Genomic DNA, 14,540 nt, shown 5'->3' on the forward strand with positions numbered 1-14,540 from the left:
TTGGGTTGAAAACGCTTAGATCGTGTAGGCGATCCAGCGGCCGCAGATGATCACGACGCACCACAAACCGATCGACAGCCACGCAAACGCCTTGACGGAACCCGACGCGACGTCACTGCCGGCAGAGCGCAGCAGCGGGCGGCGAAGCAACCAGGTCAAGCTGAACGCAGTCACCACCAGGACCATCTTCAGCCAGAACGTCGAGTTGACGAGCACCCGATCAGGCTCGGCGATGATCATCAGTAACCCGGTGCACAACAGCACGATCAGTGCATTGCGCATCCATGGGTAGTAACGGCATACGATGCCGCGCAAGGGCTCATCGCTGGCGAACACGCCCGCCAGTCGCAGATCGGAAATCAGCGCCGAACCAAACAGCACGGTGATGGCGATGATATGAATGCTCTGCACCGTGGGGATGACCCACAGGATGTCGCGGATGGCAGTGCTCAACGGTGACGCGTAGATCCAGGCAATGATGAGTGAAGAGGACATCGGCTTTTTCTCCCGCAGTGGGTTAGAAATCTTGAGGGGTTGCGATCGGATGCAATCGCGCCGCATCCTCCGGCAGCAAGTACCCTTGCTGGATCGAAACGGCTTTGGCGTCTTCGAATTTCTGTGCGTAGCGGCTGAAATCTCCATAGCGCTGGCCCAGCTCTTCTTTGGAGTACGGCACCTTGGTGTCGTAGATCAGCCCGCAGCCGCTCTCTTGATCGGTGAGGTAGCTGGCGCTGGGCACCTGGATCCACGGCGGGCGCACGCCGCCTTGCAGGTTGCCGGTGGCGGGCGTGCGGGCAGCGGCCTTGCCGTCGCGTACCACCCGGGGGGCGTTGGGCATCGGTTTACCGTCGCGTACCCACTGGTCCATGCCATCGAGCAACGCCGAGACCACCAGTTCAACCGGTTCGTCGTACAGCGTCCGGCAGCGCGGGTCGTCGCCCTTGCCGATGTCGGCAGCGAGCTTTTCGGTGTGATCCGTGCCCAGGTCGGCCAGGCGCAGATGGGGCATGCCGGTGACTTCGTAGTAGCGCAGCTGCGGGGCGTCGGTGTCCGCGGGCAGCGGGATGCCTTCGATCACGTCGTGCATCAGTTCGGACTGGCTGTAGACGGTCACGAACGGCACGCCTGCGGGCATCTGGCGTGGCACCCGGATCACCTCGCCGCCCACTTCTCCATAGGCCATGCGGCCGGTCATATAGGCGTCGATCAGCGGCGTTTCGTCGGGCATGCGCCATTGCTGGTGACGGCCCTGGTCGAGATAGTCCATCCACACTTGCGCGGTGACGGCCCAGCTATTCACATAGACGCGCTGCACATCCAGGCCCGCCAACGGGCCCTGTGCCCCGTTGGTTTTAAGCAGCAACGCCAGTTGCGCGCCGATCCCTTGTGACTGGGGCGCAAACGGGTCGGGTGCTTCGCCCCGCGTAAAGTGCGCCGGGTCGTAATAGGTGCCCAGCGGTGCGTAGCGGGCGAAGTCGAAGCGGCGCATGAACTCGAAGTTCACGATCTGTCCGTATTGGGCGATCTGTTCGGCCTCAGCCGCCGGGGTGTCGGAGATGAACTTGGGATCTACCGCCGGCTTGTTCACATTCAATGTGTACCCGACGTATGCGTAGCCGCGCCGCAGCAGATAGTCGCGGGTCAGGATCCAGCCTGCGCCACGCTCGCCGAACCAACTGAATGGCTCGATCACCACCGTGCCATTGAAGTGTGCCGGGTCCGCCGGTTTACGCACCAGAATGCGCGTGGTGTAAGGCGCTTCCAACAGGGTTTTGCCGGCGGCGGTAATGGCCGGGGCGACGCCTTGCAGGTAGTACTCTTGCTCGATGTAGCCGTACCGGTCGAGGTCGCTGTATTCGGTGCCCTGGCGTTTTGCCGACGACAGCGGCGGTTTGTCCGAGGGCGGTACCGCGATGGCCGTGGGCATGCGCGGCACCTCGGCGAAGGTGTTCGACGCGATGCACAGCGACAGCACGACGCTGAGGCTGATGGGGATCAGGCGTTCCATTCGTAAAGCTCCAGCAGGGGGGATGGGCAGATTCACTCAAGGCTCAGAGATGCCTTGCCCTCGCTGTCGATCACGATCTGGTTGTTCTCGCACACGTACTCTTGGATGGCGTAGTTGGAGCGCTTGTACTCAAACGTAAAGCGATAGGGGGTGTTGAGTACCTGCGGGTCTTCGATCAGGACCTGGTTTTCCAGGTGATCCGGCCCGCGCAGCCGGATGCGTTCGGTGATCTTCATCGCCGGTCCGTGGGGCACGTCGTAGAAGCGCACGTCCGTTCGCACGCGTTGGGTCTCGACCACCAGCGTGTCGCCCTCCCAGTGGCCGCGCGAATGGCCTTGGTACTTCGGGTCGAGTTCGTCTGTGGGCGGCATGGCCTGGTTCAAGAGAATTCGCCGCACTTGCTGGAGATACTCGCCGAGGATGATCACTTGCTTGTCATCGCGAATGATCTGGATCGGGAAGAGCGCCGCCATCATTGTCGGCATGCCCTCGGGCAGGCACCTGGAACTGGTGGTGGCGATCGGCGTGCCGGCGGCGTTGGCCACGGCTTCTTTCTTCTTGAGTTCGGCGTACTCGGCGGCGTAGGACGCCTTGAGGTCCATCGGCCCACCGGGGTGAACCGGATCGTCCGGGTTCTCGCCGAACCAGTCGTCCGGGGTTCTTTCCCAGGTGCCACTGATGTCCGGCCGGGTGGCCACGCTGTGCCTGTCGGTTTGGGTTTTCGATGCCGTGGCAGCGCTGCTCATTCCGGCGAAGGTCGCGAGGACCACGCCCAGGAGGAGCATGGCTGTGTGGGTGGTACGTGCTGGTTTCATTGAAATGTCTCCGCGTTGCTGGTTTGCCCAGTTCTGTTGTTGTCGCATTCGGGAGGGGCTGCGTTTAGCCGCCGCCCGAGAGCACCACGTCACCGATCTTGATCTCCACCAGCAGCCCGCCCGGCTCGCCGTTTTTCAACGGTTTGAAGGACACCTCGGCGGTCTCGCCAGCCTTGATCGAGTTGGCCGTCCAACCCGTTCGTTGCAGCGCGTTGACGCTGCCCGTCTCGATCTTGAAGCGTTGGGAGGGCGGACCGGGCACATCGACGTAAATCGTGATGTGAGGGTTGGTCCAGGCAAAGCGCTCGACGACACCTTTGATCGTGGTTGTCTGGGTCTGGTCGAACAGCGCGAATGAATGATGGGCACTGGCAACCGGTGGCAGTGCGCTGCAGGTGATGAGGGTCAGAAGACAAAGCCCCTGACGGAATAAGCGAAAGGGTAATAAAGCGGTCATGACGGGTGCCTCGTTTTTTATGGTTCTTATCGGCCCAGCATAGGGCGGACGCGCTCAGAAGCCGTATCCCAAAACGGCAACTATTGAGCAAAGGGAGGTTGTTGCACCAGTGAGGTGGTGCGTGACGAAGGAGGGGGGAGCAAATGCCTGTACGTGCTGATTTGGGTTACCGCTTCACGGCCCAAACGGGAACACTCGTGCCTCGCCTCACAACTATAAAAACAGGAGAGACGTCATGCGCATCCCCCCCTACGCGCCATTACTGTCGCTGGTTGCACTCTGTGCAGTCGGCTCACAGGCACATGCCTACACGCTTTACAACGAAGATGACGGTACAACCGTTTTGAACGCCGACCTGGGCGCTGCATTTGGCTGGTTTGGCAGTACCCATAACTACCTCGGTGATCCGCAAAAACAACCCGGCGGCATGCACTGGCAGGAGGGTTACGTCAAATACGGTCTCACTGGTTCCACGGATAAGATCGTCGCCGGCTCGGTGTATGGCGGCTTCAGCCTGCTTAGCAGCGGGTCATGGGGGGACGGAGACATGGGGGCGACCACGGCGGGCAATGAGCGACGAACCGCTGTGGAAGACGCGTTCCTGGGCTGGAGATCCGGCGACCTGCTACCCGCCCTGGGCAAGGATGGCGTGGATTTTTCTTTCGGGCGCCAGATTGTCACGGTGGACGGCTTTCTGATTACCGACGATGGATTCGACGCGGGTAACGCATTCAACCCCATTGAGGGCGTGCATGATGGCCGGTTTAACCGTGGTGGCGCCTTTTACCTTGGCCAACGCCTGGCGTTCGGCAATACAGCGGTGCTGAAGTTGGGCGGCAAGGAAGGGCTGCACGCTAGCTTGATATGGCTGAAATCCGACAACGCTGGGCAGTCCAAGACCGAACTGGCAGTGGGCACTATCGATTACACCACCCCCATTGGTTCGATCGGTTCGACCTACGTACACGGCCTGGATGTGGATGAGAAATATGCCTTTGCAGATCGGCTTGAGCGCAAGGGCATGAACGTCTACAGCATTCGTGGGCAGGGCAATGCTGGAATCGAGAACGCCGATTTTGCCTTCGAGGTGGCCCGCCAGGAAAAGCGTTCGGGCTCACAGCGAGCGATGTTTTTCGACGCGGGTTACACGTTCGTCGATGCACCATGGCAACCGACCGTCAGCTATCGTTATTCGCGCTACTCCGAAGGCTGGGACTTCCTGTTCCAGGGCGGTTATCGCAAACGCCTCCAGGGGGAAGTTGCGCTTAATTATGCGGGCGCCGTGACTTCGAACATGCAGATCAACGATGTACTCCTCTCGGTCAAGCCGACCGAGAAGTTGACCCTTAACGCGATGGCGTTCGACTACCACCAGCTTTCCCGTCGCCATGAGCTGGACTTCGCTGCGCAGGAGGTCGACCTGTTTCTGGATTGGGCGGTCACGGAAAACATCACGCTTTCGCCGCTGGTGGGCTTCTACAAGCCGGAGAAGTGGCTGGGCAACGGTGGCCGCCAGAGCGGCGACGCATCAACCAACACGTACATGCAGTTCATTGTGTGGGCGACGTTCTGAGTCGTCATTGACGTCTATCGCGGGGCCTTGCAGGCGTTGGCGTTTTGCGTCAACGCCTCATCCATTCAGAGCATGCGGCGCAACACGTCGTTGCGCGGGTCGCGGTCGTAGAAGCGATGCTTGAGGGCGCCTGCCACATGCAGCACCGTGCAGCCGATGCTTTAAGCGCCAGAACTTGGAAAGGGGTTTCCCAAGCTTGCTCGACGCCCTGACCTCCAAGTAAAGACCAGGGACATCGGTGGGGGTTTCCTGAAAACTGGCCAGGCATGCAGTGTTTGAATAAGCACCGTGATCGCGACGCAGAAGAACCCGGTTTCGGCTGTTCGCAGCAGTCAGTTGGTGGCCACTAAAAATCCCTCCAATTTTTTTACTTCTCAAGTACGACGAGGCTCGCCCTCGGCAATTTCGCGCATCAGACTCAGGTAACGACGCGCGCCCAGCCCCAGAGGTCGGTTCTTTACCCAGATGATGTCGACCCATAACCGCATCTGACTTGGCATGTTGTCAAACACCACCTCCGTCAATGCGCCCGAAGTGATTAGCGGTTGTACCAGCGGCTGTGGAAGATAAGCCCAGCCCAATCCTTGCTGCACCAGATCCAGCGTTGCCAGATAACTGTCGCTGAGCCAAATCCGCCGCGACAGCACAACACGTGGGTCAGAGTCTGTAGGTCCTCCAGTCGCAACGATGATCTGCCGAACGTCCACCAGTTGCTCTTCACCTAAAGGGCTTTTCTTGCCGGCGGCCGCCGGATGATCTGGAGAGGCAACTGCGACTAACAACTGGCTCCCCGCTTCAAGAAACGTCTCCCGCTCGTCAAGCCCGGGTCGTTCAAATCCAAGTGCCAATTGCACACGTCCTTCATGGAGCATGCGAATCGCCTCCGGATGGGACGCGGAGCGAATCTCGATTTCAAGCGTGGGAAACTCTTTGGCGATAATGGACAGCGGACGATTCCACACGCCTGTTTGCAGCTCTGGCGCCATCGCAAGGACCAAGCGCCCCTCCAACCCCTGATGAAGCTGGAGGGCATGGGCGTCCAGCAGGTTTAACTGGCTAGCGACCTGTCTTGCCTGGGGCTCAAGTGCTTTGGCGGCTGCGGTCGGAATGGCTTTGCGGGTCGATCGGTCAAAAAGCAAGAGATCCAACTCTGCTTCAAGCTGCGACACCGCCATGTTGATAGCGGAGGGAACCCGGCCTAACTTTCGGGCTGCGGCGGAAAAGGAGCCGCTGTCCACGACCGAAAGGAAAATTTTAAGTGACTCGCTGGTAAATGCCATCGTGGTTGTCAGATTTTCTGATAATGATCGTCTTTATTTATCAGATTCATTAGCCTAATTTCCACTCCTATTACAAATTAAGTACGTGGGGAACACCATGTTAAATACCGAGTTGATGGGGCATGTGGCACTTGTCAGTGGTGCTGGAAGTGAAGCTGGCATTGGTATGGCGATCGCTCGCAGGCTAGGTGCATCCGGGGCGAAGTTGATCGTCACTGCCAGCAGCAGCCGCATCGCGGATCGGGTTAAAGAGCTACGCCTTGAAGGGTTTGAAGTTGAAGGCCGGCCAGCTGACCTCACCGATGAAATCCAAGTGCGTGAATTCAGCCTGTGGGCAGAGTCAGTCTGGGGGCGGGTCGATATCCTGGTGAATAACGCCGGTATGGCCATGCAAGGAAGCCCTGAGATTTTTTCGGAATTGGCGAGTATGGAACTGCAGGAATGGAATCTTTCACTGGCAAGAAACTTAACCACGGCTTTTCTTTTAACTCGGGCCGTTTTGCCCGGTATGCGGGCGCGAAGTTACGGGCGCATTGTCAATATTAGTTCCACCACGGGCACTCGGGGGAGCAATCCGGGCGAGGCCGCTTATAGCGCAGCCAAGGCCGCGATGGTTGGCATGAACATGGGGCTTGCACTTGAAGTCGCCAAGCAGGGGATTACTGTAAACAGCGTGGCGCCCGGATGGATCACCACCGGCTCAACCACGCCCGTTGAAGCAGCGGCGGGGCGCTTTACCCCGATTGGACGGGCAGGCAACCCCCGTGAAGTGGCGGCGGCGGTTGCATTTCTGGCGTCGCCTGACGCCAGTTACATCACGGGTGAAGTCCTTGTGGTGGACGGCGGGAACTGTCTGGTCGAGAACAAGGCTCCTCACGCCTGACTTCAAGTTACGTCGGTTTATTCCCTGAATCTCAGATTATTCAGCGGGATAAATTAATGATCAAAATAAAGTTTCTGCGCTCACCGCAATATACCCAGGCATAGGTTAATCCGCGCTGCAAATACTGATGGCGAACACTCAAGTCATAAGAGGTTGGCACGTTGTTTTCAGTCATTCACGAACTGAGAGGGGAGTGAGTGTGGCGATGGATTATCTTTTTATCTCGACGGTGACGAATTTTAATTAATGTAATAATTAAAAGAGGGTTTTTATCATGTCGAAAAGTGGAATTAGTGAATCAGCGATTGCTGCTTTTACCGCCTCCGAACGTGCCCGTTTTATACAAAACAACCCAACGTCAATGGCGCTCGCCAAGCGTGCCAAGGCTCATCTGTTCAATGGTGTTCCCATGCACTGGATGAGCGATTGGTCAATGCCTTCACCGCTCTTCGTCCAGCGTGCCAAAGGCGCACGCTTCACCGATGTTGACGATCATGAATACATTGACTTCTGCCTGGGCGACACCGGCACGATGTTTGGCCATTCACCGGATCCTATTGCCCGCGCCATCGCCGAGCAGGCAAATAATGGCTTGACCACCATGCTGCCTGGCGAAGACGCGGTGGTCTGCGGCGAGTTGCTGGCTCAGCGATTCGAGCTGCCTTATTGGCAGGTGACCGCCAATGCGACGGACGCCAATCGTTATGTGTTGCGCTGGGCGCGCGCGATCACCAAACGTAATGTGTTGCTGGTGTTCGACGGCTGTTATCACGGCACCGTAGATGACGTGATGGTGCGCTACCGCGACGGCAAAACAGTGCACCGTGCCGGCCTTGTGGGCCAAGCCTACGACTTGACCCAATACAGTCGATCCATCCCCTTCAACGACGTCGACGCGCTTGAGGCGGCGTTAGCCCAGGGCGATGTGTGCGCGCTGATGTGCGAGCCGGCGATGACGAACATAGGCATGGTCCTGCCCGATCCGGGGTTCATGCAAAAGTGCCGAGAGTTGACCCTTAAATATGGCAGCCTGTTGGTCATTGATGAGACCCACACTATTTCCACCGACATCGGTGGATGCACTCGCCAGTGGGATTTGAAACCCGACTTTTTCGTGGTGGGTAAACCCATCGCAGGTGGCGTGCCATGCGCGGTGTTTGGCATTAGCGAGCAAGTCGCCTTGGCCATGCGCGACGCGCAGAAGGCCGTCAGCGAAGAGAGTGGCGGGCATGGCCACAGTGGGATGGGAACGACGCTGTCCGCCAACGCCCTGGCGATGCATTGCATGCGAGTCAGTCTTGAAGAGGTCATGACAGCGTCTGCGTACCAGCACATGCTGCCCCTGGCCTCAAGACTCGCCCAGGGATTTCGAGCGTTGTTCAAGCGCCACCAACTGAACTGGTCTGTCACAGAGTTAGGGGCTCGTTGTGAGTTTCAATTCTGTGCCACGTCGCCCAGAACAGGCGCGCAAGCCGAAGCGGCTTTTCATGACAGCCTTCAAATGGCTCTGCACCTTTATCTAATCAACCGCGGCATCCTGATCACGCCTTTTCACAACATGACCCTGTGCTGTCCGCAGACAAGTCAGGCGGATATCGACAGGCTGATCGATGAGTTGGATCGCGCGCTGACCACGCTGCTTGCCCTACCTGGCGCTCGCGTCACCCCTTCATGACTGGACGTCTGAAGCCCCACTTTTCTCACATACTGCCAAGTCGCTTGAATGAGCGCTGAGAGGTTTGACATGCAATTTGCTGATAAAAAAGAGGCTCAGGATTATCTGGCCGCCCACCCTGAAGTGCTGAGCATCGAGTTGTTTCTTATCGACGCCAATGGTGTTCCACGGGGCAAACTGTTGCATCGCGACGAACTGCTGGCGATCTACGAAAATGGTCGGCCGCTGCCAAGTTCGATTCTCGCCCTGACCGTGCAGGGTGAAGACGTAGACGAGACTGGCCTGGTCTGGGACGTCGCTGACGCTGATTGCTGGACTTACCCCCTGCCGGGAAGCCTGACCTTGCAACCCTGGCGTACCAACCCAACAGGCCAAGTGCAGGTGAGCATGCACCCGACCCAAGGTATTCCCGCCGCCCCGGCCGACCCGCGCCATGTCCTGGTGAACACCATCGAGCGGTTGAAAGCCGATGGATTCCATCCGGTCATGGCCGTTGAGTTGGAGTTTTACCTGCTGGACCAACAACGCGGCGTCAACGGTCGGCCGCAGCCAGCGTTGCAGACCAATGGCGTACGCCCTCATGCGCCACAGGTGTATGGCGTATACGAACTGGAACAGCTTCAATCTTTTCTTGATGACCTCTACGCAGCTTGCGCGCTGCAAGGGCTGCCGGTACGCACGGCGATCTCCGAGTACGCTCCGGGCCAGCTCGAGTTGACGCTGGAGCATCGTTTCGACGCACTCCAAGCCATTGATGAAGGTGTACGTTACAAACGCCTGGTCAAAGGCGTGGCCAACCAACATGGGCTGCAAGCGTGCTTCATGGCCAAGCCATTCAGCGATCAGGCCGGTAGCGGTATGCATTTGCACGTCAGCCTTGCCGACGAGCAGGGTCACAACCTGTATGCGAGCGAAGACCCACAGGGCACGCCGCTGTTGCGGCACTCCATCGGTGGGATGATGGAGACCTTGTTTGACTCGCTGGCGATATTTTGCCCGCATGCCAATTCATATCGACGCTTCCAGACCGGCAGTTACGCGCCGCTGGCCAAAAGTTGGGGCGTCAACAATCGTACTGTGTCGTTCCGCGTACCCGGCGGCCCCGCGATAAGTCGGCACATCGAACACCGTATTTGCGGTGCCGATGCCAACCCCTATCTCGCTGCCGCCGCAGTACTGGCGGGCATTCACCACGGCATCACTCATCAAAGCGATCCTGGCGCGGCGATTGTGGGCAATGGCTATGAACAGGCGACCGAATTTCTACCCACCGACTGGCTTACAGCGTTGCAGGCACTGCAACGTTCAACGTGGGCATGTGAGGTGCTGGGGGCTGAATTCCTGAAGGTGTTCCTGGCGATCAAGTGGCGCGAGTTCCGTACATTCAATGCTGAAGTCGGGGAGCAGGACTGGCGCTGGTACCTCACTCACGCATGAGTGATGGCGGCTGGCTGCCTTGAAATGCGAACTGGTCGATCTCAAAGGCTATCCGGGTCGCCAAAAAACATCTGAATCCGCGACCGCAACCAACGCTCACCCGGATCATTGTCCTGCGAGCCCCGCCACGCCATGTGCAACTCGAACGAGCGCACCGGCAGTGGTGGATCCTCGGTGCGCAAGCCGCCCGCCGCGGTCAGGGCCTCGGCGGCGTAGTCTGGCACGATGGCGACGATGTCGGTCCCGGCAAGCAGGGTGCCCAGGCCGTTGAATTGCGGCACGGCCAACACCACATGGCGTTTGCGGTCGAGCTTTTCGAGTTCTTCGTCGATAAACCCACTCAAGTCCCCGGCAAACGACACCAGCGCATGAGGGCGGGCGCAGAAGTCGTCCAGGCTGAGGGCGCCGGGCACGCTGTCGGCGCGTAGCAGTTTCGGTAGGCTGCGGCGCAGTACCTTGCGCTTGGCGTTGGCCGGTAGCTCGGCGGTGTAGCTGACGCCGATGGAGATTTCGCCGGAGGCGAGCAGGCCGGGCATCAGGATGTAATTGACACGGCGCACGACGAGCACGATGCCGGGGGCTTCGGCGCGCAGGCGTTTGAGCAGTTGGGGGAGCAGGGCGAACTCGACGTCGTCCGACAGGCCGATGCGGAACACGGCGGTGCTGGTGGCCGGGTCGAATTCGGCGGCGCGGCTGACGGCGGTGGAAATCGAGTCCAGGGCCGGGGACAGCAGGGCGAAAATTTCCACGGCGCGGGCCGACGGCTCCATGCTGCGCCCGGTACGCACAAACAGAGGGTCATCGAAGAGACCGCGCAGGCGCGACAGTGCCGCGCTGATGGCCGGCTGGCCGAGGAACAATTTCTCGGCGGCACGGGTCACACTGCGCTCATGCATCAAGGTTTCGAATACGATCAAGAGGTTAAGGTCGACACGACGCAGGTCGTTACGGTTCATCTTGTGTCCTGGATGAGTCTGTAAACTTGACGAGAGCGGCCATACATGATCCCTATGATCTCCATGCTCGGAGCATGACCGGCATGAATCTTACGGGGAAAGGCTGGTACTCTGCACCGGCTAATTGAGTTTTCCTACGATAGTTGAGGTCTATTCCTCAGTCGCGGAATCAATGACAGACATGTCGACTATTAACGGCGACCGGTGGTCTTACCCGGAAAGCCCAGATAGAGTTCAGGGCAATAGAGGTTACTTTGACGAGGTTTGCGATGTCCCGCACGATCCGTTTTCACAAGTTTGGTCCGGCTGAGGTGCTCAAGTGCGAAGAGCATGCAGCCGCGCAGCCTGCACCGGGCGAAGTGCAGGTACGAGTCGAGGCAATTGGCATCAGTTGGTATGACATTTTGTGGCGCCAGAACCTGGCGTCTTCCCATGCACGTTTGCCGTCCGGCCTTGGCCACGAGATGGCCGGGGTGGTCGTAGCCCTGGGCGACGGCGTGGATGACTTGGCCGTGGGCGATAAAGTCGCCAGTTTTCCCGCCGAGAGCCCCAATGATTACCCGGTGTATGGCGAACAAATCGTCCTGCCCCGTTCGGCGTTGACCCGTTATCCGGATGTCTTGAGCCCGATCGAAGCCAGCGTGCATTACACGCCGCTGTTGATTGCATATTTTGCATATGTGGACTTAGCGCGGGTCAAACCCGGCCAGTTTGCCTTGGTGACCGACGCCAGCCACTGCGCCGGCCCGTCCTTTGTGCAACTGGGCAAGGCCTTGGGTGTGCGTGTGATTGCCGCGACCAAGGACAGCGCGGAGCGCGAGTACCTGCTGTCCCTCGGGGCGGAAAAGGTCATCGTCACCGAAGAGCAGGACCTGCTCATGCAAATCAACAAGTTCACCGATAATCGCGGCGTTGACGTGGTGTTCGATGGCTTGGGCGGCCCGCAGATGTCGTTACTCGGTGATGTGTTGGCGCCGCGTGGCAGCCTGGTGCTGTATGGCCTGCAAGGTGGCAACCAGACGCCATTCCCGGCCTGTGCAGCGTTCCAGAAAAATATTCAGTTCTTTGTGCATTGCATCGGCAACTTCACCGGCAAACCGGAGCTGGGCATCGCCCAGGACCAAGTGGCATTGCAGCGCGCGTTGCGCGACATCAACCAGATGACCGCCGACCGTGTGCTGGTCCCGCTGAAAACCACTGTGTTTCCATTCAGCCAGTTCGTCGAAGCGCACCGCTACATGGACGAATGCCCGTGCCGTGAGCGCGTCGCATTGCAGGTTGAAGCTGTTTGAGCTGTAGGAGTATTCGCAAATGAATACTCCGGCGTCTGAACGGATGGGGCAAATGCGCCATTTGTCAGGGCTTAACCCTCGCGGCGTTTAAGCCGCCATCAGGGCGCCAGGCCCCGCAAAACACGAGCTTTCCCCCCGATGCCGCGCTGTATTCCAGCGCGGCATCTGTGTGTGCGCGTAATCAACGGCTTGCCCAATTGCCATCTGAACTGGTTTCTTGCGGCGTTCTGTATCTGTTAATCATTATGCCAGTGCCGATAATCGTGACTTCACTCTCATCTCAAGGATTGAGCAATGATTGAATGTCTGACGTTCCGGCCTGATACATATGAAATTAAATTATCGCGATGCTTGCCTGCGAGACAGGGTGCGGCTGTTGGGATAGGTAACTCCAATTTATTGAAGTTTGATTGGTTGAACTGGATCTTTTCTTTATGTCGGATGCATCCTTAGTTTCCTGCTTAAGCCGGTGTAGGGCATTGTCGGAACGGTCCTAGGGTAGCCAGGACGCCCTGGCGCAAGGGTCTCAAGGAGAGGCGGCGCGAAGGGCACACAATTGGCGTTCCCTGTCGAATTGTTACGGCGTGCTAAGGTTTATTTATCGTTACGCCACGCGGTGTGACGACATTCCTACGCATCTAATGGGTCGAGCAAATAACCTCGGCAGTTACTTGGAACTGATATTTCAACTCAGGTAGTAGAACTATGAGCGCAATTCACGAACAAGCCATGAACTATGTTTATCAGCAAGTTCTGCAACGTTTGGTCGGGCACTTCACGCGCGCCGAACGTACTGCACTTCAATTATTGATTCAGCGAATTGTCGTGGCTGCCGGCGGCATGGAACAAGTGGGCGATTACAAAGTGTTGGTTGCCCATGGGGGCGGCGAAGTCAGCAGCTATACCCTGGCACTGCTGCGTGCGGCGCAACTGACTATCGCGGGCCGCGCGCCCAGGACTTTCAACTTGCGTGTGGCGACGCTCCGACATGCCGGCATGACCCAGGCCACGCTGGATAGCCTGCAGCATGGCTACAGCACACTGTTTTTCCACGACGATCCGCGGGTCGAGCTGCTGATGGTGGAAAACCAGGTAGTGCAGCCGTTCAACCACCAGCGCCCGGCCTCAGGTGCGGGCCGGGAGGTCAGCCAGCGCAATATGCTGATGGTGGGGCACCTGACCTCCGGGGATATTCGCGCGACGTTGTGTAACGATACTTACCTGTCCCTGGGGGATTTCTACCAGCGTGTCACCACCTGGAACGGAGGGGTGCATGCGCTGGTCAGCGGTGATTCGCCGCGCAAGCAGAGCCAGTACCTGGCGTGGTTGAAAAAGGCGGCCCAAGCGGCCGGCGTCAGCACTGCGCCGGGCAAGCCGGCCTCGCTCACCGGGTTGTTCGCGCGCATGGAGGAGTGGAGCAACGGCTGTTATCAAGACCTCTATGGCGAGCAATACGTTGCCCATGAGAGCCCCGGCCGGGGTGGGCACCGCCATTTGGCCTACATTGGTATCGCCGACCTGCTTAACAACGTCGACGTTGCTTCAACCCCTCTGCTCAGCGACTTCCTGGGCTACGTCCCCGATCCGTTTGGTTTTCACTTCAGCCATCCGGCCTACCCCAACCCGCTGCTGATGGCTCACCTGCGCGGGGTGCAGGCCCAGTGCCTGCGCGAGCTGTCCTACGAGGACGGCGTGGCGGGTTTTCTGCGCCAGGCGATGGACTACCTGTGTCGCCGGCAAATTCCTGAACATTTGATCGCAGAGGCCTGCGGTGGGGAAGGGCGTGTGCAGTCGACGGCCTACGCCCAAGAGTTCTTTGGCCTGGAGGAGGCCCAGTTGACCTGTTTGTTGTTCTCGCCCTTCATCCATCATGGTGAGCGGCTGGAGGGTTACCTGCGTCAATGCCACCCCGGCATGCTGGTGGCACTCCCCGAGTTGCACAAGGTGCTCCAGGGCAAGCCGGCTGCCGACATGCTGCAGCAATGGGCGATCGACACCAGCGGCTTGCCGCTGCCTCTGCTCCAGCACCTTTACCGCAAGCGCCCGTTGGCGGTTGAACAGGGCGCCGATGCGCGCAAGCGCCGGGCCGCACGCCTGCAGACCAACGCCGAGGCGCGGGCGTTTCAGTTGTTCGGGCGCTAGGCGGGTGCGTCGGTGTGTGCGT

At 58.9% G+C, this 14,540-nt stretch carries 12 protein-coding genes and 1 pseudogene; 6 read left to right on the forward strand and 7 right to left on the reverse strand.

Annotated features, from left to right (window positions below; genetic code table 11):
* Positions 1-15: 15 nt before the first annotated feature.
* From ACP7E3_RS12940 to ACP7E3_RS12955, 4 genes are all read right to left on the reverse strand, one after another.
* Positions 16-495, reverse strand: a complete 480-nt coding sequence (locus tag ACP7E3_RS12940; RefSeq protein ID WP_046383309.1) for a DUF6644 family protein — start codon at positions 493-495, stop codon at positions 16-18.
* 22 nt (positions 496-517) lie between these two features.
* The gene (locus tag ACP7E3_RS12945; protein ID WP_426123278.1) at positions 518-2,008 is read right to left on the reverse strand and encodes an alpha/beta hydrolase domain-containing protein; all 1,491 of its coding nucleotides are present in this window, start codon (positions 2,006-2,008) and stop codon (positions 518-520) included.
* A 32-nt stretch (positions 2,009-2,040) separates the two neighbouring features.
* The gene (locus ACP7E3_RS12950) at positions 2,041-2,823 is read right to left on the reverse strand and encodes a hypothetical protein (RefSeq protein ID WP_046383310.1); all 783 of its coding nucleotides are present in this window, start codon (positions 2,821-2,823) and stop codon (positions 2,041-2,043) included.
* Positions 2,824-2,887: 64 nt separating this feature from the next.
* Positions 2,888-3,280 (reverse strand): DUF6152 family protein, encoded by a 393-nt coding sequence (locus tag ACP7E3_RS12955; RefSeq protein WP_046383311.1) that lies wholly within the window; start codon positions 3,278-3,280, stop codon positions 2,888-2,890.
* 235 nt (positions 3,281-3,515) lie between these two features.
* On the opposite strand from ACP7E3_RS12955, the gene ACP7E3_RS12960 reads away from it, so the two are divergent.
* Positions 3,516-4,853 carry a hypothetical protein gene (locus tag ACP7E3_RS12960; RefSeq protein WP_046383312.1) on the forward strand — a complete coding sequence of 446 codons (1,338 nt, stop codon included), beginning with the start codon at positions 3,516-3,518 and terminating at the stop codon, positions 4,851-4,853.
* Positions 4,854-4,918: 65 nt separating this feature from the next.
* Here the strand turns inward: ACP7E3_RS12960 and ACP7E3_RS12965 are convergent.
* A pseudogene (locus ACP7E3_RS12965) lies at positions 4,919-5,011 on the reverse strand (cytochrome b); the annotation flags it as partial.
* Positions 5,012-5,227: 216 nt separating this feature from the next.
* On the reverse strand, positions 5,228-6,133 hold the full coding sequence (locus ACP7E3_RS12970) for a LysR family transcriptional regulator (RefSeq protein ID WP_046383313.1): 906 nt from the start codon (positions 6,131-6,133) through the stop codon (positions 5,228-5,230).
* 97 nt (positions 6,134-6,230) lie between these two features.
* On the opposite strand from ACP7E3_RS12970, the gene ACP7E3_RS12975 reads away from it, so the two are divergent.
* The 3 genes from ACP7E3_RS12975 to ACP7E3_RS12985 all read left to right on the forward strand — a co-directional run bounded on the left by ACP7E3_RS12975 (position 6,231) and on the right by ACP7E3_RS12985 (position 10,128).
* On the forward strand, positions 6,231-7,016 hold the full coding sequence (locus ACP7E3_RS12975) for an SDR family NAD(P)-dependent oxidoreductase (protein ID WP_046383314.1): 786 nt from the start codon (positions 6,231-6,233) through the stop codon (positions 7,014-7,016).
* Positions 7,017-7,290: 274 nt separating this feature from the next.
* Positions 7,291-8,691 (forward strand): aspartate aminotransferase family protein, encoded by a 1,401-nt coding sequence (locus ACP7E3_RS12980; protein WP_426123282.1) that lies wholly within the window; start codon positions 7,291-7,293, stop codon positions 8,689-8,691.
* A gap of 69 nt (positions 8,692-8,760) precedes the next feature.
* Positions 8,761-10,128, forward strand: a complete 1,368-nt coding sequence (locus tag ACP7E3_RS12985) for a glutamine synthetase family protein (RefSeq protein ID WP_426123283.1) — start codon at positions 8,761-8,763, stop codon at positions 10,126-10,128.
* A 41-nt stretch (positions 10,129-10,169) separates the two neighbouring features.
* Here ACP7E3_RS12985 and ACP7E3_RS12990 read toward each other — a convergent pair whose 3' ends face one another.
* A complete protein-coding gene (locus tag ACP7E3_RS12990; RefSeq protein WP_079443735.1) occupies positions 10,170-11,084 on the reverse strand; it encodes a LysR substrate-binding domain-containing protein in 915 nt (304 codons plus the stop codon).
* Between the two features lie 269 nt (positions 11,085-11,353).
* On the opposite strand from ACP7E3_RS12990, the gene ACP7E3_RS12995 reads away from it, so the two are divergent.
* Both ACP7E3_RS12995 and ACP7E3_RS13000 read left to right on the forward strand, forming a co-directional pair.
* The gene (locus ACP7E3_RS12995) at positions 11,354-12,376 is read left to right on the forward strand and encodes a zinc-dependent alcohol dehydrogenase family protein (RefSeq protein ID WP_017845697.1); all 1,023 of its coding nucleotides are present in this window, start codon (positions 11,354-11,356) and stop codon (positions 12,374-12,376) included.
* Between the two features lie 705 nt (positions 12,377-13,081).
* Positions 13,082-14,518, forward strand: coding sequence for a hypothetical protein (locus tag ACP7E3_RS13000; protein WP_046484150.1), 1,437 nt, complete (start codon positions 13,082-13,084; stop codon positions 14,516-14,518).
* The last annotated feature ends 22 nt before the right edge of the window (positions 14,519-14,540 follow it).

Source organism: Pseudomonas sp. PSPC2-3 (assembly GCF_049898265.1).
Taxonomy (GTDB): Bacteria; Pseudomonadota; Gammaproteobacteria; order Pseudomonadales; family Pseudomonadaceae; genus Aquipseudomonas; species Aquipseudomonas veronii.

Bases quoted from the DNA above. Each gene is read 5' to 3' on its own strand.
- ACP7E3_RS12955 (WP_046383311.1), bottom strand. From the start codon at position 3,280: ATGACCGCTTTATTACCCTTTCGCTTATTCCGTCAGGGGCTTTGTCTT.
- ACP7E3_RS12970 (WP_046383313.1), bottom strand. From the start codon at position 6,133: ATGGCATTTACCAGCGAGTCACTTAAAATTTTCCTTTCGGTCGTGGAC.
- ACP7E3_RS12985 (WP_426123283.1), top strand. From the start codon at position 8,761: ATGCAATTTGCTGATAAAAAAGAGGCTCAGGATTATCTGGCCGCCCAC.
- ACP7E3_RS12980 (WP_426123282.1), top strand. From the start codon at position 7,291: ATGTCGAAAAGTGGAATTAGTGAATCAGCGATTGCTGCTTTTACCGCC.
- ACP7E3_RS12990 (WP_079443735.1), bottom strand. From the start codon at position 11,084: ATGAACCGTAACGACCTGCGTCGTGTCGACCTTAACCTCTTGATCGTA.
- ACP7E3_RS12960 (WP_046383312.1), top strand. From the start codon at position 3,516: ATGCGCATCCCCCCCTACGCGCCATTACTGTCGCTGGTTGCACTCTGT.
- ACP7E3_RS12950 (WP_046383310.1), bottom strand. From the start codon at position 2,823: ATGAAACCAGCACGTACCACCCACACAGCCATGCTCCTCCTGGGCGTG.
- ACP7E3_RS13000 (WP_046484150.1), top strand. From the start codon at position 13,082: ATGAGCGCAATTCACGAACAAGCCATGAACTATGTTTATCAGCAAGTT.
- ACP7E3_RS12945 (WP_426123278.1), bottom strand. From the start codon at position 2,008: ATGGAACGCCTGATCCCCATCAGCCTCAGCGTCGTGCTGTCGCTGTGC.
- ACP7E3_RS12940 (WP_046383309.1), bottom strand. From the start codon at position 495: ATGTCCTCTTCACTCATCATTGCCTGGATCTACGCGTCACCGTTGAGC.
- ACP7E3_RS12995 (WP_017845697.1), top strand. From the start codon at position 11,354: ATGTCCCGCACGATCCGTTTTCACAAGTTTGGTCCGGCTGAGGTGCTC.
- ACP7E3_RS12975 (WP_046383314.1), top strand. From the start codon at position 6,231: ATGTTAAATACCGAGTTGATGGGGCATGTGGCACTTGTCAGTGGTGCT.